Annotated in this window: 19 protein-coding genes; 8 read left to right on the forward strand and 11 right to left on the reverse strand. The window is 71.6% G+C overall.

Translation table 11 applies throughout. The annotated features are described in order from the left end of the window. The coding region (locus tag D455_RS30655) for a tetratricopeptide repeat protein (protein ID WP_040684909.1) at nucleotides 1-993 on the forward strand (993 nt) is incomplete at its 5' end. Nucleotides 994-1108: 115 nt separating this feature from the next. On the opposite strand, the gene D455_RS0115745 is transcribed toward D455_RS30655, so the two are convergent. From D455_RS0115745 to D455_RS0115760, 4 genes are all read right to left on the reverse strand, one after another. Further along, entirely contained in the window at nucleotides 1109-1459 is a 351-nt protein-coding gene (locus tag D455_RS0115745) for a hypothetical protein (protein ID WP_017571672.1), read from the reverse strand. A gap of 224 nt (nucleotides 1460-1683) precedes the next feature. Further along, a complete protein-coding gene (gcl, locus tag D455_RS0115750) occupies nucleotides 1684-3399 on the reverse strand; it encodes a glyoxylate carboligase (RefSeq protein ID WP_017571673.1) in 1716 nt (571 codons plus the stop codon). Between the two features lie 170 nt (nucleotides 3400-3569). Next, a complete protein-coding gene (locus tag D455_RS0115755; protein WP_338037828.1) occupies nucleotides 3570-4508 on the reverse strand; it encodes a 2-hydroxy-3-oxopropionate reductase in 939 nt (312 codons plus the stop codon). After that, complete coding sequence (locus D455_RS0115760; protein ID WP_017571675.1) at nucleotides 4505-5302, reverse strand: hydroxypyruvate isomerase family protein; 798 nt, start codon at nucleotides 5300-5302, stop codon at nucleotides 4505-4507. Before D455_RS0115760 ends, D455_RS0115755 begins: the two co-directional genes overlap by 4 nt. 411 nt (nucleotides 5303-5713) lie before the next feature. On the opposite strand from D455_RS0115760, the gene uraD reads away from it, so the two are divergent. From uraD to alc, 6 genes are all read left to right on the forward strand, one after another. Continuing rightward, complete coding sequence (gene uraD, locus D455_RS0115765; protein ID WP_017571676.1) at nucleotides 5714-6265, forward strand: 2-oxo-4-hydroxy-4-carboxy-5-ureidoimidazoline decarboxylase; 552 nt, start codon at nucleotides 5714-5716, stop codon at nucleotides 6263-6265. Beyond that, nucleotides 6262-6606: a hydroxyisourate hydrolase gene (uraH, locus tag D455_RS0115770; RefSeq protein ID WP_017571677.1), complete on the forward strand. Its 345-nt coding sequence runs from the start codon at nucleotides 6262-6264 to the stop codon at nucleotides 6604-6606. The genes uraD and uraH overlap by 4 nt, the downstream gene beginning before the upstream one ends. Before the next feature lie 308 nt (nucleotides 6607-6914). Next, nucleotides 6915-7811, forward strand: a complete 897-nt coding sequence (gene pucL, locus D455_RS0115775; protein ID WP_017571678.1) for a factor-independent urate hydroxylase — start codon at nucleotides 6915-6917, stop codon at nucleotides 7809-7811. 469 nt (nucleotides 7812-8280) lie between these two features. Further along, nucleotides 8281-9789 (forward strand): nucleobase:cation symporter-2 family protein, encoded by a 1509-nt coding sequence (locus tag D455_RS0115780; RefSeq protein ID WP_017571679.1) that lies wholly within the window; start codon nucleotides 8281-8283, stop codon nucleotides 9787-9789. A 113-nt stretch (nucleotides 9790-9902) separates the two neighbouring features. Further along, nucleotides 9903-10847, forward strand: coding sequence for a LysR family transcriptional regulator (locus D455_RS0115785; RefSeq protein ID WP_017571680.1), 945 nt, complete (start codon nucleotides 9903-9905; stop codon nucleotides 10845-10847). A 79-nt stretch (nucleotides 10848-10926) separates the two neighbouring features. Then, nucleotides 10927-12054: an allantoicase gene (gene alc / locus D455_RS0115790; protein ID WP_017571681.1), complete on the forward strand. Its 1128-nt coding sequence runs from the start codon at nucleotides 10927-10929 to the stop codon at nucleotides 12052-12054. Nucleotides 12055-12274: 220 nt separating this feature from the next. Here alc and allB read toward each other — a convergent pair whose 3' ends face one another. Beyond that, entirely contained in the window at nucleotides 12275-13624 is a 1350-nt protein-coding gene (gene allB / locus D455_RS0115795) for an allantoinase AllB (RefSeq protein WP_017571682.1), read from the reverse strand. Nucleotides 13625-13629: 5 nt separating this feature from the next. Then, nucleotides 13630-14934, reverse strand: a complete 1305-nt coding sequence (locus tag D455_RS0115800) for a DUF6986 family protein (protein WP_026122671.1) — start codon at nucleotides 14932-14934, stop codon at nucleotides 13630-13632. Nucleotides 14935-15215: 281 nt separating this feature from the next. On the opposite strand from D455_RS0115800, the gene D455_RS0115805 reads away from it, so the two are divergent. Then, complete coding sequence (locus D455_RS0115805) at nucleotides 15216-15950, forward strand: IclR family transcriptional regulator (protein WP_017571684.1); 735 nt, start codon at nucleotides 15216-15218, stop codon at nucleotides 15948-15950. Between the two features lie 170 nt (nucleotides 15951-16120). Here D455_RS0115805 and era read toward each other — a convergent pair whose 3' ends face one another. The 5 genes from era to D455_RS0115830 all read right to left on the reverse strand — a co-directional run bounded on the left by era (nucleotide 16121) and on the right by D455_RS0115830 (nucleotide 20581). After that, entirely contained in the window at nucleotides 16121-17089 is a 969-nt protein-coding gene (era, locus tag D455_RS0115810) for a GTPase Era (RefSeq protein WP_017571685.1), read from the reverse strand. A 9-nt stretch (nucleotides 17090-17098) separates the two neighbouring features. Beyond that, the gene (locus D455_RS35435) at nucleotides 17099-17443 is read right to left on the reverse strand and encodes a hypothetical protein (protein ID WP_017571686.1); all 345 of its coding nucleotides are present in this window, start codon (nucleotides 17441-17443) and stop codon (nucleotides 17099-17101) included. Continuing rightward, nucleotides 17440-18837, reverse strand: a complete 1398-nt coding sequence (locus D455_RS0115820; protein WP_017571687.1) for a hemolysin family protein — start codon at nucleotides 18835-18837, stop codon at nucleotides 17440-17442. The genes D455_RS35435 and D455_RS0115820 overlap by 4 nt, the downstream gene beginning before the upstream one ends. Next, complete coding sequence (gene ybeY / locus D455_RS0115825) at nucleotides 18834-19322, reverse strand: rRNA maturation RNase YbeY (RefSeq protein ID WP_017571688.1); 489 nt, start codon at nucleotides 19320-19322, stop codon at nucleotides 18834-18836. The genes D455_RS0115820 and ybeY overlap by 4 nt, the downstream gene beginning before the upstream one ends. A 140-nt stretch (nucleotides 19323-19462) precedes the next feature. Then, nucleotides 19463-20581, reverse strand: coding sequence for a PhoH family protein (locus tag D455_RS0115830; RefSeq protein ID WP_017571689.1), 1119 nt, complete (start codon nucleotides 20579-20581; stop codon nucleotides 19463-19465). Nucleotides 20582-20759: the final 178 nt, after the last annotated feature.

A 20759-nucleotide genomic window follows, 5' to 3' on the forward strand; every position in this document is an offset into this window, starting at 1 on the left:
GCCGTACTGGTGTTCATGACCGCCACCGCGGAGTTCGCCCGGAAGGCTCTGGAACCGCCGGAGGAGATGCTGGCGGTGGCGTACCGGGTGTTCGAGGAGGAGGACGAACCCTGGTGGCGGGCGTTCACCCTGCACCTGCGGGGGTGGGCGGCCCTGCGGCACAGCGACCTGCGGGCCGCACGGGTCGACGCGCGGGAGAGTCTGGCGCTGTTCTCCCGGGTCGGGGAACCGTGGGGGCTGCTCCGCGCCAACAACCTGCTCGGTGTGCTGGCCGGGGTGGAGGGCGCCTACGAGGAGGCGGGGCGGCTGCACCGGACGTCGCTGGAGCACGCGGAACGGATCGGCCTGTGGCCGTCGGTGGTGGACGCGCTGACCCGGTTGGCACGGGTGTACCTGCTCACCGGGGACCTGGAGTGCTCCGACGCGTGCAACCGGCAGGCGCTGCGGGTCGCCCGGGAGCAGGTGCTCAGTTCCGGGGTCCGGTTCGCCGAGGGGGGACTCGCGCTCGCGGCCCGCCGTCGCGGGGAGCTGGAACGGGCCGAGGAGCACCTGCACAGGATCATGGCCCTCCACCGGGAGGACGGCTACCGGCCGGGAAGGGCGTTCGCCCTGGCCGAACTGGGGTTCTGCGCCGAGCAGCGCGGTGACGCCGCGACCGCGCGCGGTCTGCACCTGGAAGGGCTGGGCCACGCCCGGCACAGCGGGGATCCACGTGCGGTGGCCCAGGCGCTCGAAGGGGTGGCCGGTGTCGACGCCCTGGACGGCGACGGGGAGGGCGCGGCGCGGTTGCTGGGCGCGGCGGCGCGCGCCCGCGAGGACACCGGCGTGCCGCTGCCGGTCGGTGAGCGCTTCGACGTGGACCGGGTCTCGGCCGCCGCCCGCGCCCTGACGGGGGCGGCGGTCTTCGACCGGGAGTGGACGCGGGGCCGCTCCCTGCCGCTGGACGAGGTGGTCGACGGGCTCCTCTCCCACGTTCCCGCCCCGAGCCGCTGACCCCGTACGCGCCCGGGCACCCTTCAGTCCCGGCAGACCTCACTCCGGTGAGCGACACGCACCACCGGAACGACGAGGTTTCCGGCCCCGGGCGGCGCCCGGGGCCGGAGTCGGCTCAGAACTCTCCCGCGCAGGCCTGCTGGACCCTGTCCAGACCGAAGTCCTGCACGTGGGTGTCCTCCGGGGCGAGTTCGAGGTAGCCACCCGTCTGGGCCCCGTAGATGATGGCCCGGCCCTCACCGTTCCACTTGAACTGCAACTGGCAGTCCTCCGTGGCGTCGTAGGTGGCCCACCAGAACCCCTCGGAGTCCGGTGCCGTGATACTGAGCTCCTCGCCGGGGAGACCGCTCTCCACCAGCAGTCGCCGAAACTCCTCCTCGGAGCCGGCCTGGGAGGAGCAGGCGGAGGAGGCGAGCGCGGCGGTCGCGACGGCGACCGCAGAGAGGAAACGCGCGTGGGGGGACATGCTTTCCAACTTCCGAGAGTGCCGACGACGGTCCGTTGCGTTCTCCCGCTCCCTGGCACGGCGGCCCCGTCGTCAAGGTGTTTCCACGTTTGCGCAGGTACGGTACCGAGAAAACACACGCCCCGACACACTCCGGACACAAACCCGTAACGGCGGGTTCATGTGCGCCCGGTGTGCCCCGTTTGGTCCGCTGTGGAGCGTTCCGCCCGGGGCCACCAGCGGTGTCAGGCCTCCGGGACCGGCTCGAACTCCCGGACGGCGTCGAGCGCGGGCCCGTGCGGCGTGTTGGCCTCGCGCTCGATCATGATCTCCACGAGCACCGGGCGCGAGGTGGCCCTGGCCTCCTTGCGGGCCCACTCCAGGGACTCACGGATCTCCCCCGGCTCCCACACGCGGCGCCCGGAGCACCCGTAGGCCTCCATGAGCTTGACGTTGTCGGTGCCGTACTCGTCGTAGTGGATGTCCACCTGGTAGTTCATGTCGAACGGGATCGAGGCCTGGCGGATCAGGCCCAGGTACTCGTTGTTGAGCATGATGATGACGTAGGGAACGTCGTACTGGGCGGCGACGGCCAGTTCCTCGACCATGTACTGGAACCCGTAGTCACCCACGATGCCGACGACCTCGGCGTCCGGCTCCGTGTCCTTGAGCGCCTTGCGGACGCCGATGGCGGCGGGGATCTCCCAGCCCAGGGGGCCCGCCTGGCCGCAGATCTGGTAGTGGCGCGGCTTGTAGGCCTTCTGGTGCTGGCCGCCCCAGATCTGGTAGAGGCCGATCGCGGTGACGAAGTAGGTGTCCTCGTCGAAGACCTCGTTGATCTCCTTGTACACGCGCGGCGCCTTGACCGGGACCGCGTCGAAGTCCTCGCGGCGGGTCAGGGTGTTCCTGAGCTCGGCGACCCGGTCGATCCAGGGACGCACCCTCGCCGTGGCCTCACGCCGCTTCGCGGCGGCGAGCAGTTCGCGCAGGAACACCCTCGCGTCGGAGACCACGCCCAGGTCGGGCTCGAAGACCCGGCCGATCTGGGTGGCCTCGATGTCCACGTGGATGAACCGGCGGTCGCCCCGGTAGACGTCGATCTGCCCGGTGTGGCGGTCGGCGAACCTCGCGCCCACGGCCAGGACCAGGTCCGACTCCAGGAAGGAGGCGTTGCCGTAGCGCTGGGAGGTCTGCACACCGGTCATGCCGGAGTACAGGGGCGAGTCCTCGTCGAAGGAGCCCTTGCCCATGAGCGTGACCTGCACCGGCACCTGGAGGTACTCGGCCAGCTCGCGCAGCTCGGCGGAGGCCTCGGCCAGGATCACGCCGCCCCCGGCCAGGATCAGCGGGCGCTCGGCCTCCAGCAGCAGGTCCAGCGCGCGCTCCACACGGGGCATGTGCGGCTCGACCGTGTTGACCTTGAGCGGGGCGTCGATGGCGGGGTCGTACTCGATCATCTGCTGGGCGACGTCCAGCGGGATGTCCACGAGCACCGGGCCCGGGCGCCCCTCGCGCGCGACCCGGAAGGCCTCACGGAAGATCCAGGGAGCGGTCGCGGCCTCCTTGATCTGGACGGCCCACTTGGTGACCGGCTTGGCGATCTCGACGATGTCGACCGCCTGGAAGCCCTCCTTGTCCAGCAGGTCGGTGCGCTGCTGGCCGGTGATGCACACGATCGGGACGGAGTCCGCGATGGCCGTGTACAGACCGGTGATCATGTTGGTCCCGGCGGGACCGGAGGTGCCGATGGCCACGCCGACCTTCCCGGTGGTCCGGGACCAGCCGTCGGCCATGTGGGTGGCGCCCTCCTCGTGGCGGACGGTCAGGTGCTCGATACCGCCGACCTGCTCCATCGCCTTGTAGAGCGGCAGGATGGCCGCTCCGGGACAGCCGAAGGCGGTGTCGACGCCCTCGTCCTTGAGGACCTCCACGACCGCGTTCATCGCGGGCATCTGTGGCATGGGAATGAACCCTTCAGTGCTAGGGGTGCTGGTGCCAGGGGTCGTGCGACCCCGTCGGCCGTGTCCCGGGTGCGGCCAACACCGGGGACGCCGACACGGGGTCGGCCTTGGGTGCGGTTGCGGGCGGCGTCTCGGGTGCCCGCTTCCTCGGGCTCCGGGACGAACGCCGCCTAGCGACCGGAGAGCTGCTCGATGATCTTCAGCAGCGCGGAGTGGTCGAGGCCCCCGTGGCCCTGGTTCTTCAGCGAGGCGACGGACTGGGCCACCTGCGCGCCCAACGGGATCGCGACTCCGGCGGTACGCGCGGAGTCGGTGACGATGCGCATGTCCTTGTCGTGCAGGGCGATGCGGAAGCCCGGGGCGAAGTCGCGCCCGCGCATGGCGGCGCCCTTGCGCTGGAGCACGGTGCTGCCCGCGAGTCCGCCGCCCAGGACCTCCAGGCCGGACTCGGTGTCCACGCCGTGCGCCTCCAGGAAGACCAGGGCCTCGGCCAGGAGCTGGATGTTGCCCGCGACGATGAGCTGGTTGGCGGCCTTGACCGTCTGCCCCGAACCGCTCGGGCCGACCAGGACCGGGGTGGTGCCCAGCACGTCGAAGACGAGTCGGGCCGCGTCGAAGTCCTCCTGCTCGCCGCCGACCATGATGGAGAGCTTGGCCTCCACCGCGCCCGCCTCGCCACCGCTGACGGGGGCGTCCAGGACGCGCAGGTCCTTCTCGGCACCGGCCTCGGCGATCCCGCGGGACACGTCCGGGCGGATGGTGCTCATGTCGATGACCAGGGTGCCGGGCTTGGCGCTGTCGAAGACACCGCCGTCGCCGAGCATGACCTCCTCCACGTCCGGGGAGTCCGGAACCATGGTGATGACGACGTCGGCGTCGGCGACGGCCCCGGCGACGCTGCCTCCGCGCAGGCCGCCCTCGGCGACCAGCGCGTCCACGCGCTCGGGCGAACGGTTGTGGCCGGTGACGGTGTAACCGGCGCGGACGAGGTTGACGGCCATGGGCAGGCCCATGATCCCCAGGCCGATGAAGGCGATCTTCTTGTCGGGCACGTCGGCCCCCTTCGTGACTGGTGCTGTGTGGCTGTGTTCGTGCGAGGGCTGGCTCAGCGCAGCCAGCCGAAGCTCTCCGCGCTGGGGACGGTCGGCTTGTACTCCAGGCCGACGAGTCCGTCGTAGCCCCGCTCCTGGGCGGAGGTGAGGAGTTCGTCGATGGGCAGCCGACCGGTGCCGGGCTCCCCGCGCCCGGGGGTGTCGGCGATCTGGATGTGCCCGAACTCGGCGGCGTGGTCGCGGACCGCGGCGGCGAAGTCGTCGCCGTTGACGGCCAGGTGGTACAGGTCCGCGAGGAGGGCCACGTTGTCCGCGCCCGCCTCCTTGGCCTTGGCGACGAACGCGAGTCCGTCCGCGGCGGTGGTGAGCGGGTAGCTCTCGGCACCGCTGATGGGCTCGATGAGCACGGTGCCGCCGACCGCGGACACGGCCTTGGCCGCCGCGACGGTGTTCTCCAGGGCCGTCCGGTCCTGCTCCTCGGGGTCGACCCCGGGCTGGCGCAGGCCGTAGAGGGCGTTGAACCCCGTGGTGCCCGTGCGCTCGGCGATGCGCACCACGACGTCGATGTTGGCCTGGAACTCGGCGCTGCGCGAGGGCTGCGAGAGCACGCCCCGGTCGGGTCCGGGGAGCGCGCCCGCGAAGAAGTTGAGGCCGCTGAGGTGGACACCCGCCTTGTCCAGGGAGGCGACGAAGGCGTCGATCTCGTCCTGCGGCGGGGTCGCGCTCTCGAACGGCCACCAGAACTCGACGGCGTCGAAGCCCGCCTCACGCGCCGCCCGAGGGCGTTCGTTGAGGGGGAGCTCGGTGAACAGCAGGGAGCAGTTCACCGTGTACCCCAGGGTGTGGCTCATACTTGCCTCCAGCGCATACTTCCATCATGCGGAAACTAGTTTTCGCTTTAAGGAATGATTGAAGTGTGAGGCGGCGCACCCCGGCTTGTCAACCACCCCGGGAGACCTCCACCCCACCCACCGCCACCACGACCGACCCGCGAGCCCCCGCGGCCACCCCGGACCCACCCCGTGAGCCTCCACCGCCCCCGAACAGGGACCGAGAAGCTCGCGCCTTCTTCGTGTGAGGGCACAGATCCCGTTATTTTTCACAGAACGCCCCTTGCGAGTGTTGACAAGGTCACACTGTCATCAACTAGAGTCCCCCCAATCCGTAATACGGAATTAGCTGTCTGCACTACGAAAATTCTTGGGAGGAGCCACGGTCCGCGTCAGCCAGGGCCGGGGATCCACCGAGTCAGGGGAGACCACATGACCACTCCGGAGGAGCCGGAGAGCGGGCCCGCTCCGGGCCTGGCGCGCCTGAACGCGCTGTCCGCGGAGGATCTGCGCGCCGAGCTCGCGCAGTGCCTGGACGTGGACCGCTGGGTCGAGGCCGTCGCTTCCGAGGCGCCCTTCCCCGACCGCGCCACGCTGCTGGCCTCGGCCGACGGGCACGCGCGCGCGGTCACCGCCGACGAGGTCGCCTCGGCTCTGGCCCGCCACCCCCGCATCGGGGAGAAGGCCGAGGGCGCGGGCACCGAGGCCGCCTGGTCGCGCGGGGAACAGTCCGCCTTCGCCGCCGACACCGACGACGCCTCCGTGCGCGTCCAGCGGATCTTCTCCTACGCCCAGCGTGAGTACGAGGAGAGATTCGGGCAGATCTACCTGGTCTGCGCGAGCGGGCGCTCCAGCCGTGAGCTCCTCGCCGACCTGGTCGGACGCCTCGACAACGACCGCGCGACCGAACTGGCCGTGGTCGGCGACGAGCTGCGGCGGATCGCCGGGCTCCGCCTCGTCAAACTCCTGGAGGACTCCCGATGAGCCACGTCACCACCCACGTCCTCGACGCCGCCCTGGGGCTCCCCGCCCGAGGCGTCCCGGTGCGGTTGGAGGCCGCCGCCGACGCCGAGCGGAAGTCCTGGAAGACCCTCGCCGAGGGGCGCACCAACGACGACGGGCGCGTGCCCGACCTGGGCCCCGACCAGCTCACCGCGGGGGTGCACCGGGTCGTCTTCGACACCGCCGCCTACTTCGACGCGACCGGCCAGCGCGGGTTCTACCCCGAGGTCACCATCGTGTTCGACCTCGCCGACGAGGACGCGCACTACCACGTCCCGTTGCTGCTGAGCCCGTTCGCGTACTCGACCTACCGGGGCTCCTAGCACCGTCGTCCCGGGTCTCGGTCACGCACGGCCCCGTCGCCGGCCCGTCTCCCGCCATCGCCCGCGGGGACGCCGCGCGCGGCGCTCTCCGTGTCCGAGCACTCCGGTCGCGGGAGCCCCGGTACCACGACAGGCAGGGAACACCTCAGAAGGGAGAGGTCAGCAGGAGGCATTCCACGACCAAGGTGTGACACCTCAATCTTCGAGTGCGCGACAGGTCCTTCCGCATGACCACAGCGGTCCTCCCTCGTAGCACGGCGCCGATGCGCGAACGAGAATCAAGCATCACACGGACGGAGTTCACCCTGATGGGCATCCGACTCGGAGACAACCAGTACGGCAAGGCCGAGGTCCGCCTCGTCCACATCAACCGTGACACCGACGTCCACCGGATCAAGGACGTCAACGTCACCTCCCAGCTGCGCGGGGACCTGGAGACGGTCCACACCCTGGGCGACAACAGCACCTGCCTGCCCACCGACACGCAGAAGAACACGGTCTACGCCAAGGCCCGCGAGTGGGGCGGCGTCGGCGCCGTCGAGGACTTCGCCCTGCGACTGGCCCGCCACTTCGTGGACGAGCACGAGTACGTGCACGGGGCCCGCCAGGAGATCCAGGAGTACTCCTGGGACCGGATCCAGACCGCCGACGGGCCGCACGACCACGCGTTCGCGCGCAGGGGCGGCGAGACCCGCACCACCGTCGTCACCAAGACCGGCGGCCAGGAGTGGGTGGTCTCGGGCTTCGAGGGCCTGACCGTGCTCAAGTCCACCGGCTCGGAGTTCCACGGCTACCCCAAGACCAAGTACACGACGCTGGCCGAGACCGACGACCGGATCCTGGCCACCGACGTCACCGCCCGCTGGCGCTACGTCGGCGTGGACCACGACTTCGACAAGGCCTACGACTCGGTCCGCGCCCTGTGCCTGGAGGCCTTCGCCACCACGCACAGCCTGGCGTTGCAGCAGACGCTCTACCAGATGGGCAGGGCGGTCCTGGAGGCCCACCCCGAGATCGCCGAGATCCGCTTCTCCATGCCCAACAACCACCACTTCCTGGTGGACCTGTCCCCGTTCGACCTGGACAACCCGAACGAGGTCTTCTTCGCCGCCGACCGTCCCTACGGCAAGATCGAGGCCACCGTGGAGCGCGACGACGCCCCCGCTCCCGGAGACGCCTGGAAGACCGTTCCCGGCTTCGTCTAGGACGCGCGGCCCCGGGCGTTCCCTCCCCCGTCGGAGCGGAGCGCCCCGGGACCCCGCCCCGTTCGTTCCCGTGTTCGGGTGACGCACTCCCGGGACCCCACTCCGCCCGCCTCCGTCCCCGGTCCGCGGCCGTGGTCGTCCCGTGTCCGGGCGCCCCGGGCGAGAGCCCCCGGCGCCCGGAGGGTCCCCTGCTCCAGGACCCGGCTCCACCTCACCCCACGACGGGTGCTCCAGGGCATACAGGTACACACGGACCCCGTGGCGTTCCACGACCCCGTCAGCACCCGGACAGCACACCCCGGGGCCCTCCCGCAGTCGGGTCCCGGGCGCCAGCCCGCCACGGCGGGCCCTCCCCGGCTTCCGGCGTACCCGAGAAGGGTCGCCCGGCCGGTGCGACACCACCGGGCCGCGTGCCCGAGAAACAGGCCCCCCTTGGGTGGCCGCCGATCGCAAAGGCTGGAAACTGGCCATGTCGAACAGTCCGTCCGCGAAGGACTCGGCCACAACGAACGCCGCCTCCTCCCCCCGCCCCGAGGACGAGAAGCTGCCCGTGCGGCTGCTTCTGGTCTACGGGCTCCAGCACATCCTGACCATGTACGCCGGTGCGGTGGCACCGGCCCTCGTCATCGGCGCCGCCGCCGGACTCGCGAACGACCCCGCCTCCATGGGCATCCTCGTCAGCGGCGCGCTCCTGGTGGCGGGGTTCGCCACGCTCATGCAGACCGTGGGACCCAGGCGCTTCAGCGCGCAGATGCCGATCGTGGTCGCCTGCTCCTTCGTCCCCGTCAGCGCCATCACCGCCCTCGCCGCGGGCGAGAACGGCGAGAACCTGCCCGTCGCCTTCGGCGCCTCACTCGCCGCGGGTGTCTTCGCCCTGGCGCTGACGCCGTTCTTCGGGCAGCTGGTCCGCTTCTTCCCCCCGATCGTCACGGGCACCATCATCACCGTCATCGGCGTCAGCCTGATGCCGGTGGCCGCCCGGTGGATCATGGACGGCGCCACCCACGCCGGGGAGGACGGCTCCGCGGTCCCCGCCGCGCCCCTGGCCAACCTCGCCCTGGCCGGACTGACCCTCGCGGTGATCCTGGTCGGCTCCCGGGTGTTCCCCGGCATCTGGGGCCGGCTCTCCATCCTCTTCGGCATGATCGTGGGCACCCTGGTCGCCGTGCCCATGGGCATGGCCGACTTCAGCCGGGTCGACGAGGCCGACATGGTGTTCGACCCGACCTCGCTGTTCTACTTCGGCGCGCCCGAGTTCGAGGTCGCCGCGATCGTCACCATGTGCGTCATCATGCTCGTGGTCCTGACCGAGGGAGCCTCGCACATCATCGCGGTCGGGGAGATCACCGGCTCGAAGGTGGACGCCAAACGCATCTCGGCGGGTCTGCGCGCCGACGTGAGCGGCTCGATCATCGGACCGATCTTCGGTGCCACCCCCACCAGCTCGTTCGCGCAGAACATCGGCCTGCTGGCCCTGACCAAGATCCGCAGCCGCTACGTGGTCGCGGCCGGCGCGGGCATCCTCATCGTCCTGGGGCTGTTCCCGGTGCTCGGCGGAGTCATGGCCGCCATCCCCTCCCCCGTGCTCGGCGGCGCGGGCCTGGTCCTGTTCGGCAGCGTGGCCGCCAGCGGGATCAAGACCCTGGCCAAGGTGGACTTCACCGAGAACCTCAACCTGGTGCTGGTGGCCGCCTCCATCGGCGTGGCGATCATCCCGCTGGCCTACCCGACCTTCTACTCCTTCCTCCCCGAGTCGGTCGAGCTGATCGCTCACTCGGGCATCATCGGCGCTGCCCTGGTCGCGATCCTGCTGAACGTCTGCTTCAACGTGATCGGCCGCAGGAGCCCCTCCGCCCCGGCGGAGATCGACACCGAGGAGATCGGCAGCGCCGGTCCCGGAGAGGCCAAGTACACCGCCCAGGCCAGGGAGGCCTACCGCGACGGCGGCCCGGAGCCCCTGGAGGAGCCCCGGAGGTGACCCGTCCCGGGGGTGCGGGGGGCGGTGTCTCCCGCACCCCCGGAGCCGGTGTTCGCGAACACCCGCGAACACCGGCGTTCCGTTCAGGAGACCTGAATGGTATTGCTGACGGCATGACCGACTGGGATCTCCGCAAACTCCGCGTCCTGCGCGCCCTGGAGGAGTTCGGGACCGTCCGGGCCACGGCCGAGGCCCTGTGCATGACGCCCTCGGCCGTGTCCCAGCAGCTGTCCTCCCTCTCCCAACAGGTGGGGGTGGCGCTGCTGGAGGCGCACGGGCGGCGGGTCCGGCTCACCGACGCGGCGCACGCACTGCTCCGCCACACCGACATCGTCCTGGCCCAGCTGGAGCGGGCCGAGGCCGAACTGGAGGGCTTCGCCCGGGGCGAGGCCGGGCACGTGCGCGTCGGCGCCTTCGCCACCGCCATCCCGAGCCTGGTGGTCCCCGCCCTGGGCGCCCTGCGGCGCACCTACCCCGGCCTGACCACGAAGGTGCACCAGGCCGAGGCCGCCGAGGTCTACGACCTGCTGTCCGCGGGCGAGATCGACGTCGGCCTGTCCCTGGCCGCCCAGGCGCCCGCCGGACCCGTCGGCCACGACGGCCGCTACGACCGGCGTGAACTGCTCACCGACCCCCTGGACGCGGCCCTGCCCGCGCACCACCGCCTCGCCGACGCCCGCGCCCTGCGCCTGCGCGACCTGTCCGAGGAGCCCTGGATCTACGGCGCGTCGGGGCCCTGGCGGGACATCACCGTCGCCGCCTGCGCCCAGGCGGGGTTCGTCCCACGGCAGGCGCACGTGGCCTCCGACTGGAGGGCCATCCTGGACATGGTCGCGGCGGGCATGGGCGTCGCCCTGATCCCCCGCCTGGCCGCGGTGAACGACGTCCCGGGGGTGAGCCTGCGGGTGCCGCACGCCGACCAGCCGCGCCGCCACGTGGTGTCCGCCGTGCGTTCCGGGGCGGGTGGACGCCCGCAGGTCGCCGCGGTGCTGCGCGCCCTGGCGGACGCCGCCGCTGGCCTGGGCTCCCCGAATGTTCAGCTCAGACGAACAGATTGATCAGAAACTTTCGCTGGAAGTAATCGTTCTCTCCTGAGACTCTGGACATGTCCGACACACCTACCTTCTCGGGAGAGACATGAGCGGGGCTCAGCCCTTCGACCCACGTGCCTACAACGCCCAGCCCTACGGCGGCGGAGACCCCTACGCCGACTACCGCACCAGCGAACTCGACTTCTCGGCCCTGGTCGACCTGGCCGACCGGCGTCTGGGCGCGGGTGTCGTGGCCGCCAACGACGAGTTCTTCGCCTACCGGGAGAACCTGCTGCGCGTCGAGCCCGCCGTGTTCGACCCCCACGCCTTCGGGCACAAGGGCAAGGTCATGGACGGGTGGGAGACCCGTAGGCGCCGCGGTGTGAGCGCCGAGCAGCCGCACCCCTCCGCCGACGACCACGACTGGGCCCTGGTCCGCCTCGGCCTGCCCGGCCTGGTCCGCGGCGTGGTGGTGGACACCGCGCACTTCCGCGGCAACCACCCCACCGAGATCAGCGTGGAGGCCGTCCACCTGGCGGGCACCCCCACCACCGACGAACTGCTCAAGGCGGAGTGGACCGAGATCGTCCCCCGCACCCCCGTGTACGGGCACGCCGCCAACGGCTTCGAGGTGGACGCCGGGCGCCGCTGGACCCACCTGCGCCTGAAGCAGTTCCCCGACGGCGGCGTCGCCCGCCTGCGCGTGTACGGCGAGCCCGTCCCCGACCCCGACTGGCTGAGCGCCCTCGGCGGCTTCGACGTGGCCGCCCTGACCAACGGCGGCATGGTCGAGGACGCCTCGGACCGCTTCTACTCGTCCCCGGACAACATCATCGCCCCCGGCCGCTCCCAGAAGATGGACGACGGCTGGGAGAACCGCCGCCGCCGCGACACCGAGCACGACTGGGTGCGCTTCCGCCTGACCGCGCAGGCCAGCATCCGCGCCCTGGAGCTGGACACCGCCTACCTCAAGGGCAACTCCGCGGGCTGGGTGGCGATCCTGGGCCGGGACGCGCACTCCGACACCCCCGACGCGTGGTTCGAGATCGTGGGCCGCACCCGTCTGGAGCCCGACAGCGCCCACCGCTTCGTCCTGGACGCCCCGGTCACCGCCACCCACGTGCGCACCGACGTGTTCCCCGACGGCGGCATCGCCCGTCTGAACGTCTTCGGTTCCCTGACCGAGACCGGCACCGCCGACCTCCGGCGCCGCTGGAGCGAGCTCGGCGGCTGACCGCCGACACGGGAAACCGCTCCCGGGGCGGGTGGCACGGACGTGCCGCCCGCCCCTTCCGTGTGCGGCCCCGCCTCCGTGTGGGGACCGCGCACGACGGCGCCCCGGGACCCCCACCATGGGGATCCCGGGGCGCTGATCACACGTGTGGTGACCCGACCACCGGTGAGCCGACCACTGGCGGCCGGGTCGGACGCGCCCGGCCCCGAGGGGCCGGAGTTCAGTCGCGGAAGAGCATCCGACCGGCCCGGGCGGCCAGGTCGACGTCGTGACCGCGCAGAACGGTGCGGCGCACCCGCCCGACCAGCTCGGTCCCGTCGTAGGGGCTCACCGGGTTGCGGTGCTCCAGCGCGCCCACGTCCACCCGGAAGGACTCCTCCGGGGCGACCACGGCGAAGTCGGCGTCGTGGTCGGGGGCGATGGCCCCCTTGCCGCTCAGCCCGGCCACCCGCGCGGGCCCGGAGGCCATCCACCGCACCATGTCCTCCAGGGAGGCGCCCCGGCGGCGGGCCTCGGTCCACACCGCCGGGAAGCCGACCTGGAGTCCGGACACACCGCCCCAGGCGGTACCGAAGTCACCGGTGTCCAGGTGCTTGAGGTCGGCGGTGCTCGGGGAGTGGTCGCTGACCACGCAGTCGATCAGCCCGTCGGAGAGCGCACGCCAGAGCAGGTCGCGGTTGGCCGCGTCCCGGATGGGCGGGCAGCACTTGTACTGGGTGGCCCCCGCGGGCACGCCCTCGGCCTCCAGGGTGAGGTAGTGCGGGCAGGTCTCCACGGTCAGCGGCACGCCGTCGGCCCTGGCCTGGGCGATCAGCGGGAGCGCCGAGGCGCTGGACAGGTGCAGCACGTGCGCCCGGGTTCCGGTGGCCCTGGCCACGTCGATCACGCGGGCGATCGCCTCGTTCTCGGCGGTGTCGGGCCGCGAGGCCAGGAAGGCGGCGTAGTCGCGCCCGGAGGCGGGCGGTGCCGCGTCCAGGACGGTGGGGTCCTCGGCGTGCACGATGAGCCGGCCGCCGAACTCCCCGATCGCCTCGGCCGCCGAGTACAGCTCCCCCGAGGACAGGTGGCCGAACTCCTCCACCCCCGACGGGGACAGGAACGCCTTGAAGCCGAAGACGCCCCGTTCCCAGAGCCGCGCGAGCTCCTTCGTGGCGCCGGGACGGCTGTTCTCGGGGACGGCCCCGCCCCAGAAGCCCACGTCGATGGTGAGCTTGCCCTCGGCGGCGGCGAGCTTGGCGTCCAGCCCGGAGACGGTGGTGGTCGGCGGAACGCTGTTGAGCGGCATGTCGACCAGGGTCGTGATCCCGCCCAGGGCGGCGGCCCGCGTGGCGCTGGCGAACCCCTCCCACTCGGTGCGGCCCGGCTCGTTGACGTGCACGTGGCTGTCGACCAGACCGGGCAGCAGCACCTCGTCGTCGGCCAGGACGATCTCGCGGCGGGCGATGAGCGGCGTGTTCTCACCCTCCAGGACGTTGACCACGCGTCCGTCGCGCACCCCGACGGTGACGGGGCGCTCCCCCTCGGGGGTGACGGCGCGGCGGGCGCGGACGGCGAGATCGTGTTGGGTCATGTCTGTCACTGCTCCTGTCCCACCCGTCGACTGGCCAGACCGACGAGTGTGCGGGTGTCGGTTCCGGCGGCCTCGGCCACCTCGGCCTCGTCCAGCGCCCCGCAGCGTACCCCGCTCACCAGGGCGGCGGCCAACGCCTGGGCGGTGGCGGGCTCGTCCAGCACTCCCCCGGCCACGGCGTTGAGGTAGGAGCGCAGGCGCGCGGCGGCGGGCGCGAAGGCCTCACGGTAGAAGACGTAGGTGGACAGGTAGCGCGTGGGCAGCTGGTGCGGGTGCAGGTCCCACCCCTGGTAGAAACCGCGCTCCAGGGAGCGGCGGACCAGGGAGGCGTGCAGGTACCAGGCGGCGTGCACCTCCTCGGCGTCCCCGACGGGCAGCACGTTGGTGGAGCCGTCGGACAGCCACACCCCGGTTCCGGCCGCGGCCACCTGCATGACGGCCTTGGCGTGGTCGGCGACCGGGTGGGCCATGCTCTGGTAGGCGGCGGTGATCCCGCAGGCGGCGCTGTAGTCGTAGGTGCCGTAGTGCAGGGCGCTGACCCGGCCCTGGCCCGCGCGGATCATGCGCGGGACCGCGGCCGTGCCGTCGGGCAGCAGGATCGACTGCGGGGTCTCGATCTGCAACTCGAACCGCAGACGCCCCTCGGGCAGGTCCAGGCGCTGTTCCAGCTCCTCGGTGAGCCAGGCCATCGCCTCGACCTGCTCCACGGAGGTGATCTTGGGCAGGGTGAGCGCCAGTCCGTCCGGCAGGGAGCCGAGCTCCTCCAGGAGGGTGCGCAGGAACAGCGTGAGGCTGCGGGCGCCGCGCGCGCGTCCGGCGGCCTCCATGCCCTTCATGCGGACGCCGAAGACGGGCGGGGCCTGTCCGGCGCCGAGGTCGGAGCACAGGGCGCGTGCGGACTCGACCACGTCGCGGTCCTCCGCCTCGTCCCCCCTGTCGCCGTAGCCGTCCTCCAGGTCCACGCGCAGGTCCTCGACCGGTTCGCGGGTGAGCTTGTCGCGCAGGCGGGGCAGGACCTCGGCGACGGCGGCCTTGTCCACACCGGTCGCCGCGGCCAGGGACGCGGCGTCGGGTGCGTACTCGTCCAGGCTGGCGAGGGCGGCGGCGCCCCACTCCCGGACCAGGCCCGAGCGGACGCGGTCCGCGGGGACGTAGACGGTGTGCACGGGCTGGCGCGCGCCGGAGGAGCCCGGGTAGTCACGGACGAGCCGGGCGTCGGCGTCGGCCAGGCGTGCGTTCAGCCCGGCGGTGAGCACGTCCAGGCCGAGGTCGGGGGACGCGCTGCGGTTCTCGGGCCGGTCCTCTTCCACGTGTGTCCTCTCCTCCACTCGATTTTCCTATCGTGGATAGTAACTTTTGCTATTCGGAATAACAAGGGAGGTGGTGGTGTTGGAGATCCCAGAGTGAAGGGTTCCGGACGGCCGGACCGTCGTCGCCCCACGTGCTATAGAAGACAGTGATGCCGGAAACCACCTCCCCGCGGAGGCAGGACCCCGAACCCACGGCCCTCAGCATGGGAGCGCGATCGTTGTCAGCCCCACAGACCTCTCTACACCCTGATGACCAGGGCAAAACCGGACGCCCCGGCGGCGTGCAGTCCCTCGACCGGGCTTTCTCCCTGCTGGAGATCATGGCGGAGGCGGGCGGCGAGACCTCGCTGAGCCAGCTGGCCGACTCCTCGGGGCTGCCGCTGCCGACCATCCACCGCATCATCCGCACCCTGGTGGGCAACGGTTACGTGCGCCAGCTCCCCTCACGCCGCTACGCGCTGGGGCCGAGGTTGATCGGCCTGGGCGACAAGGCCTCGCAGATGCTGGGCACCTGGGCCCGCCCCCACCTGGCGCAGCTGGTGGAGGACCTGGGCGAGACCGCGAACCTGGCGATGCTGGACGGCGACAAGGTCGTCTACGTGGCGCAGGTGCCCTCACAGCACTCCATGCGCATGTTCACCGAGGTGGGGCGCCGTGTGCTGCCGCACTCGGCTGGCGTGGGCAAGGCCCTGCTGTCCCAGCTGGACGACGAGGAGGTGCTGGCCACGGTGCGCCGCACCGGGATGCCCGCCGCCACCGACCGCACCATCACCGACCCCGAGCACTTCCTCGCCGAACTGGAACGGATCCGCTCGAACGGCTTCGCCGTGGACGACGGCGAGCAGGAGGTCGGCGTGCGCTGCGTGGCCGTTCCGCTCGCGGGGGCGCCCTCGGGGATGGCCGTGTCGGTCTCGGGCCCCGAGGCACGGGTGAGCTGGGAGTTCGTGGACCGCGCCGCACCCATCGTGCAGCGCTGCGCGGCCATGCTGGCCACCGACCTCAACAACCAGGCATGAGGAAGCGGGCCGGGAGGCGTCCCCGGCCCGGTGGGCCCCATACCGGCACCGCCCGGTCCCGTACTCACGGCGAGGTCGGAGCGCCGAAGCCGACCACGGGTACAGGATCGCGGCGGATCGGTGGTCGGTGAGCCGTTCCGGTCCCGGAAACGGAGGACCGGGCGGGGTCGTCAGGTCTGCTGGTCGAAGCCCAGCCTGCGCAGCTGCTTGGGGTCGCGCTGCCAGTCCTTGGCCACGCGCACCCGCAGGTCCAGGAACACCCGGCGCCCCAGCAGGGCCTCGATCTGCTTGCGGGCCCGGGAGCCCACGTCACGCAGCCGCGCCCCCTTCGCCCCGATCACGATCGCCTTCTGGCTGGACCGCTCCACGTACAGCGACGCGTAGATGTCCACCAGTTCCTTGCCGGGACGGGTGTTCTCACGTTCGGACATCTCGTCCACGACCACCGCGATGGAGTGCGGCAGCTCGTCGCGCACCCCCTCCAGGGCGGCCTCGCGCACCAGTTCGGCCACGAGCATCTCGTCGGGCTCGTCGGTCAGGTCGCCGTCGGGGTACAGCGGCGGTCCCTCCGGCAGGTGCGAACACAGCACGTCGGTGACGGTCTCCAGCTGGAACTCGCCCCGGGCGGAGACCGGGACGATGTCGGCCCAGTCGCCCAGCTCGTCCACCGCCATCAGGTGCCTGCCCACGGCGTCCCTGTCCACCAGGTCGGTCTTGGTGACCAGGGCGACCACCGGCGTGCTGGTCTGCTCCGCCAGCTCCTGGGCGATGTAGGTGTCACCCCGCCCGATCGGCTCGTTGGCGGGCAGGCAGAACGCGATCACGTCCACCTCGACCAGGGTGGACCGCACCAGCGAGTCCAACCGCTCCCCCAGCAGGGTACGCGGCTTGTGCAGACCGGGCGTGTCCACGATGATCAGCTGCGCGTCGGGCCGGTGCACGATCCCGCGCACCGTGCGCCGCGTGGTCTGCGGCCGGTTGCTGGTGATCGCCACCTTCTGCCCGACCAGCGCGTTCATCAGGGTGGACTTGCCCACGTTGGGACGGCCCACGAAGCACGCGAAACCGCTGCGGAAACCCTCCGGGTAGGAGGGCATCTCCAGCGGTACGCGCAACTTCTCCAGGTCGAGCTCGTTCATCGGTCCTTCTCAGCGCCGGGTGATGCTCGCGGGCACCCCGTCGGGGGCGGCGATCACCACCACCTGGGTCTTCAGGTCGTCCGCCACCGCGCGGTCGTCCTCGGTCAGCTGTGCGGCCTCGGTGACCACCACCACGGCCTCCAGGGCGGTGGCCTCACCCGACACGGCGGCGGGCACGGCCGCCTGGAGCGCGGACAGCCGGAGCGAGGGCAGCTCCACCGTCGCGGCCACGTACGTGCGGCCGGTCTCGTCGCGCACCGCCGCGCCCTCCGCCGCCGCGTTGCGGGCCCGTGAGGCCCGCGCGAGGGTGATGAGCTTGCCGTCCTCGGGGCCGAGCCCCGTCGTCTCCGTCACTGTTCCGTGCTCCTCACGTCTTCGTTCCCGGCCTCCGACGCCCCGTCGGCGTCGTCGGGCAGGCGTTCCACCAGAACCGTGGTCATCCGGCTGCGGCGGCTGCTCTTGCCCTCCAGGGTGAGTCGAAGACCAGCGTATTCGGCCCGGTCCCCACCGGACGGCACCCGACCCAGTACGAAGGCCACGAGTCCGCCGACGGTCTCCACGTCCGCCACGTCCAGGTCCCGTTCGGGGAACAGCTCGGCCAGCTCGCCCAGCGGCAGACGGGCGGTCACGCGCACCCGCTCCCCGTCGAGCCACGCCACCGGCGGGATCTCGTGGTCGTACTCGTCGGTGATCTCACCGACGATCTCCTCCACGATGTCCTCCAGGGTGACCAGGCCCGCGGTGCCGCCGTACTCGTCGATGGCCACGGCGACGTGGTTGCGCTGTTTCTGCATCTCGCGCAGCAGCTCGTCGATGGGTTTGGTGTCGGGGACGTAGGTGGCCTGGCGCATCACGTCACCGGCGGTGAGCGGAACCTCGTCCTCGCTGCCCGCGGCGGCCGCCCAACGGTCGCGCAGCTGGTACACCAGATCCTTGAGGTAGACGATGCCGACCACGTCGTCCTCGTCCTCACCCGTCACCGGGATACGCGAGTACCCGCTGGCCAGGGCCAGGGTCAGGACCGCGTCGGCGTCGGCCTCGCGGCTGGTGAACACGATGTCGGGGCGGGGCACCATCACCTCGCGCACGGGTGTGTCGTCGAGCTTGAACACCGAGTGGATCATCTGGCGTTCCTCGGGGTCGATGACGTCGCCCCTCTCCGCCAGGTCGACCAGCTGGCGCAGCTCCACCTCGGTGCTGAAGGGCCCCTCCCGGTCGCCCTTGCCGCGCGGGGTCAGCGCGCGGCCCGCCCCCACGAACAGCTGGGCGATCGGACCCACCACGACCTGGAGCGGGTAGACCACGGCCGCGCTGGCGCGGGCGAGGGCCCCGGAGAACTGACGGCCGAGGATGCGCGGGGCGATCGCGATCAGCACCGACTCCATCACGACCATCGCCACGGCGGTCAGCGCCAGCGCGGGCCAGCCCGCCCCCAGCAGGAACACCATGCCCGAGGCGGCGGCCAGCACGGCGCACACCTCGCACACCACACGCAGGAACAGCAGCACGTTGAGGTGGCGCGTGGGATCGGCCGACACCCGTTCCCAGCGTCGGCCCGTCCTGGCCGCGCGCTCGGAACCGCTCGCCTCGGGCAGGCCCACGGACATCACGCGGGTGACGGCGACCTCCGCCGCCACCAGGAACCCGGCGACGGCGGTCAGCACCAGCGCGACCACGAAGGCGGTGATCCACGTGACGGGGTCACCGGTGGTCAGCGGGGTGGCCCCGGGCCACGCCGACGGACTCATCGGGTGTTCCCATCCCCTTCGGGGCCGGCCGCCTCACGCTCGCGCCAGGCGGCGAGGATCTCGCCCTGGAGGCCGAACATCTCCTTGTGCTCCTCGGGCTCGGCGTGGTCGTAGCCCAGCAGGTGCAGGATGCCGTGCGTGCACAGCAGGTCGATCTCCGCCTCGGTGCTGTGCCCGGCCTTCTCGGCCTGGTTCCGGGCGACCTGCGGGCAGATGATGACGTCCCCGAGGACGCCCGGCTCACTCGTGCGACCGGGGCCGCCGGGGCGCAGTTCGTCCATGGGGAAGGAGAGCACGTCGGTGGGTCCGGGTTCGTCCATCCACCGCACGTGCAGGTCGGTCATGGGCTCCTCGTCCACCAGGACGACGGACAACTCGGCCAGGGGGTGGACGCGCATGGCGTCGAGCACGTGCCGTGCCAGGCGGGAGAGCCTCTCCTCGTCCACGGTGGTGACGCCGGACTCGTTGGCGACGTCGATGCTCATGGTTGCGGCTGCCTTACTTGGGATCGTGGGGCCGGGGCGCGCGCCCGGCCGGTGGTGCGGCGCGCCCGACCGGCGCGCCCCGGCAACCGAACCGGTGGACCCGCGCGCGGCGGGCCCACCGGTTCGAACGCCGTACTACGTCAGTCTGCCTGTTCCCCGGCGTCGTCGCTCCCCGCCTCGGACCTGGCCGGGGTGTCGTGGGCTCCGCGCCGCGCGGATCCGCCGCGGGAACGGCCGCCGTTGCCGGGGCCCCTGCGGTTGCCCCGCGCGTCGCCCTGGGCGGCGTCGTAGCGGCCGTAGGCGTCCACGATCCTGCTGACCAGCTTGTGCCGGACGACGTCGTCGCTGCTGAGGTGGCAGAAGTCGATGTCGTCGATGTCACGCAGGATGTTCTCGATGGTGCGCAGGCCGCTGGTCTGCCCGCCGGGCAGGTCGACCTGGGTGACGTCACCGGTGACCACGATCTTGGAGCCGAAGCCCAGCCTGGTGAGGAACATCTTCATCTGCTCGGGCGAGGTGTTCTGGGCCTCGTCCAGGATGATGAAGGCGTCATTGATCGTGCGCCCGCGCATGTACGCCAGGGGCGCGACCTCGATCGTCCCGGCCGCCATCAGCTTGGGGATGGAGTCGGGGTCGAGCATGTCGTGCAGGGCGTCGTAGAGCGGACGCAGGTAGGGATCGATCTTGTCGTAGAGGGTGCCCGGGAGGAAGCCCAGCCGCTCCCCCGCCTCCACCGCCGGGCGGGTGAGGATGATCCGGTTGACCTCCTTGTCCTGGAGCGCCTTGACCGCCTTGGCCATGGCCAGGTAGGTCTTCCCGGTACCCGCCGGACCGATGCCGAACACCACGGTGCGCCGGTCGATGGTGTCGACGTAGCGCTTCTGGTTCAGCGTCTTGGGCCGGATGGTCTTGCCGCGGTTGGACAGGATGTTGGTGGTCAGCACGTCCGCGGGCCGCTCCGCACCGGGTGAGCGCAGCATGTGCACCATGCGCTCGATGGTGTCGGGGGTGATGTGGGTGCCGCTCGTGGCGAGTTCGATGAGCTCCTCGACCAGGCGGACCACGACGGCGGTCTCCTCGGGGGTGCCGCTGATGGTGAACTCGTTGCCGCGTACGTGGATGTCGCTGTCGAAGGCCCGCTCCAACGCCCTGAGGAGTTCGTCCCCCGAGCCCAGCAGGCTGACCATCGTGTGCTCGTCGGGCACCACGACCTTGACCTGGGTGTCCCGTCGCGGGTGCGTGTGCGTTGTCTCGGACATGGTGAGGCCGTGTGGCCGCTGTCCCTACCCTTCGATCGGGCGTCTGCCCGACCCCTGCGGGAGACGCGCCTGGCGGACGATTCTGGCGCCGTGGACGGCGTCCGGTCGGGGCTCCGCTCGGTCACATCGACCCCTCGAAGCCCACCGCATCCAGTCTACCAAGGCGGCCCCGCCCCAC

The organism is Nocardiopsis halotolerans DSM 44410 (assembly GCF_000341065.1).
Classification (GTDB): Bacteria; Actinomycetota; Actinomycetes; order Streptosporangiales; family Streptosporangiaceae; genus Nocardiopsis; species Nocardiopsis halotolerans.

What these genes read in the sequence shown, in the direction of transcription:
- D455_RS0115780 (WP_017571679.1), top strand. Translation starts at nt 8,281, where the DNA reads ATGTCGAACAGTCCGTCCGCGAAGGACTCGGCCACAACGAACGCCGCC.
- ybeY (WP_017571688.1), bottom strand. Translation starts at nt 19,322, where the DNA reads ATGAGCATCGACGTCGCCAACGAGTCCGGCGTCACCACCGTGGACGAG.
- allB (WP_017571682.1), bottom strand. Translation starts at nt 13,624, where the DNA reads ATGACCCAACACGATCTCGCCGTCCGCGCCCGCCGCGCCGTCACCCCC.
- gcl (WP_017571673.1), bottom strand. Translation starts at nt 3,399, where the DNA reads ATGCCACAGATGCCCGCGATGAACGCGGTCGTGGAGGTCCTCAAGGAC.
- uraH (WP_017571677.1), top strand. Translation starts at nt 6,262, where the DNA reads ATGAGCCACGTCACCACCCACGTCCTCGACGCCGCCCTGGGGCTCCCC.
- era (WP_017571685.1), bottom strand. Translation starts at nt 17,089, where the DNA reads ATGAACGAGCTCGACCTGGAGAAGTTGCGCGTACCGCTGGAGATGCCC.
- D455_RS0115745 (WP_017571672.1), bottom strand. Translation starts at nt 1,459, where the DNA reads ATGTCCCCCCACGCGCGTTTCCTCTCTGCGGTCGCCGTCGCGACCGCC.
- D455_RS0115785 (WP_017571680.1), top strand. Translation starts at nt 9,903, where the DNA reads ATGACCGACTGGGATCTCCGCAAACTCCGCGTCCTGCGCGCCCTGGAG.
- uraD (WP_017571676.1), top strand. Translation starts at nt 5,714, where the DNA reads ATGACCACTCCGGAGGAGCCGGAGAGCGGGCCCGCTCCGGGCCTGGCG.
- D455_RS0115760 (WP_017571675.1), bottom strand. Translation starts at nt 5,302, where the DNA reads ATGAGCCACACCCTGGGGTACACGGTGAACTGCTCCCTGCTGTTCACC.
- D455_RS0115830 (WP_017571689.1), bottom strand. Translation starts at nt 20,581, where the DNA reads ATGTCCGAGACAACGCACACGCACCCGCGACGGGACACCCAGGTCAAG.
- D455_RS0115820 (WP_017571687.1), bottom strand. Translation starts at nt 18,837, where the DNA reads ATGAGTCCGTCGGCGTGGCCCGGGGCCACCCCGCTGACCACCGGTGAC.
- alc (WP_017571681.1), top strand. Translation starts at nt 10,927, where the DNA reads ATGAGCGGGGCTCAGCCCTTCGACCCACGTGCCTACAACGCCCAGCCC.
- pucL (WP_017571678.1), top strand. Translation starts at nt 6,915, where the DNA reads ATGGGCATCCGACTCGGAGACAACCAGTACGGCAAGGCCGAGGTCCGC.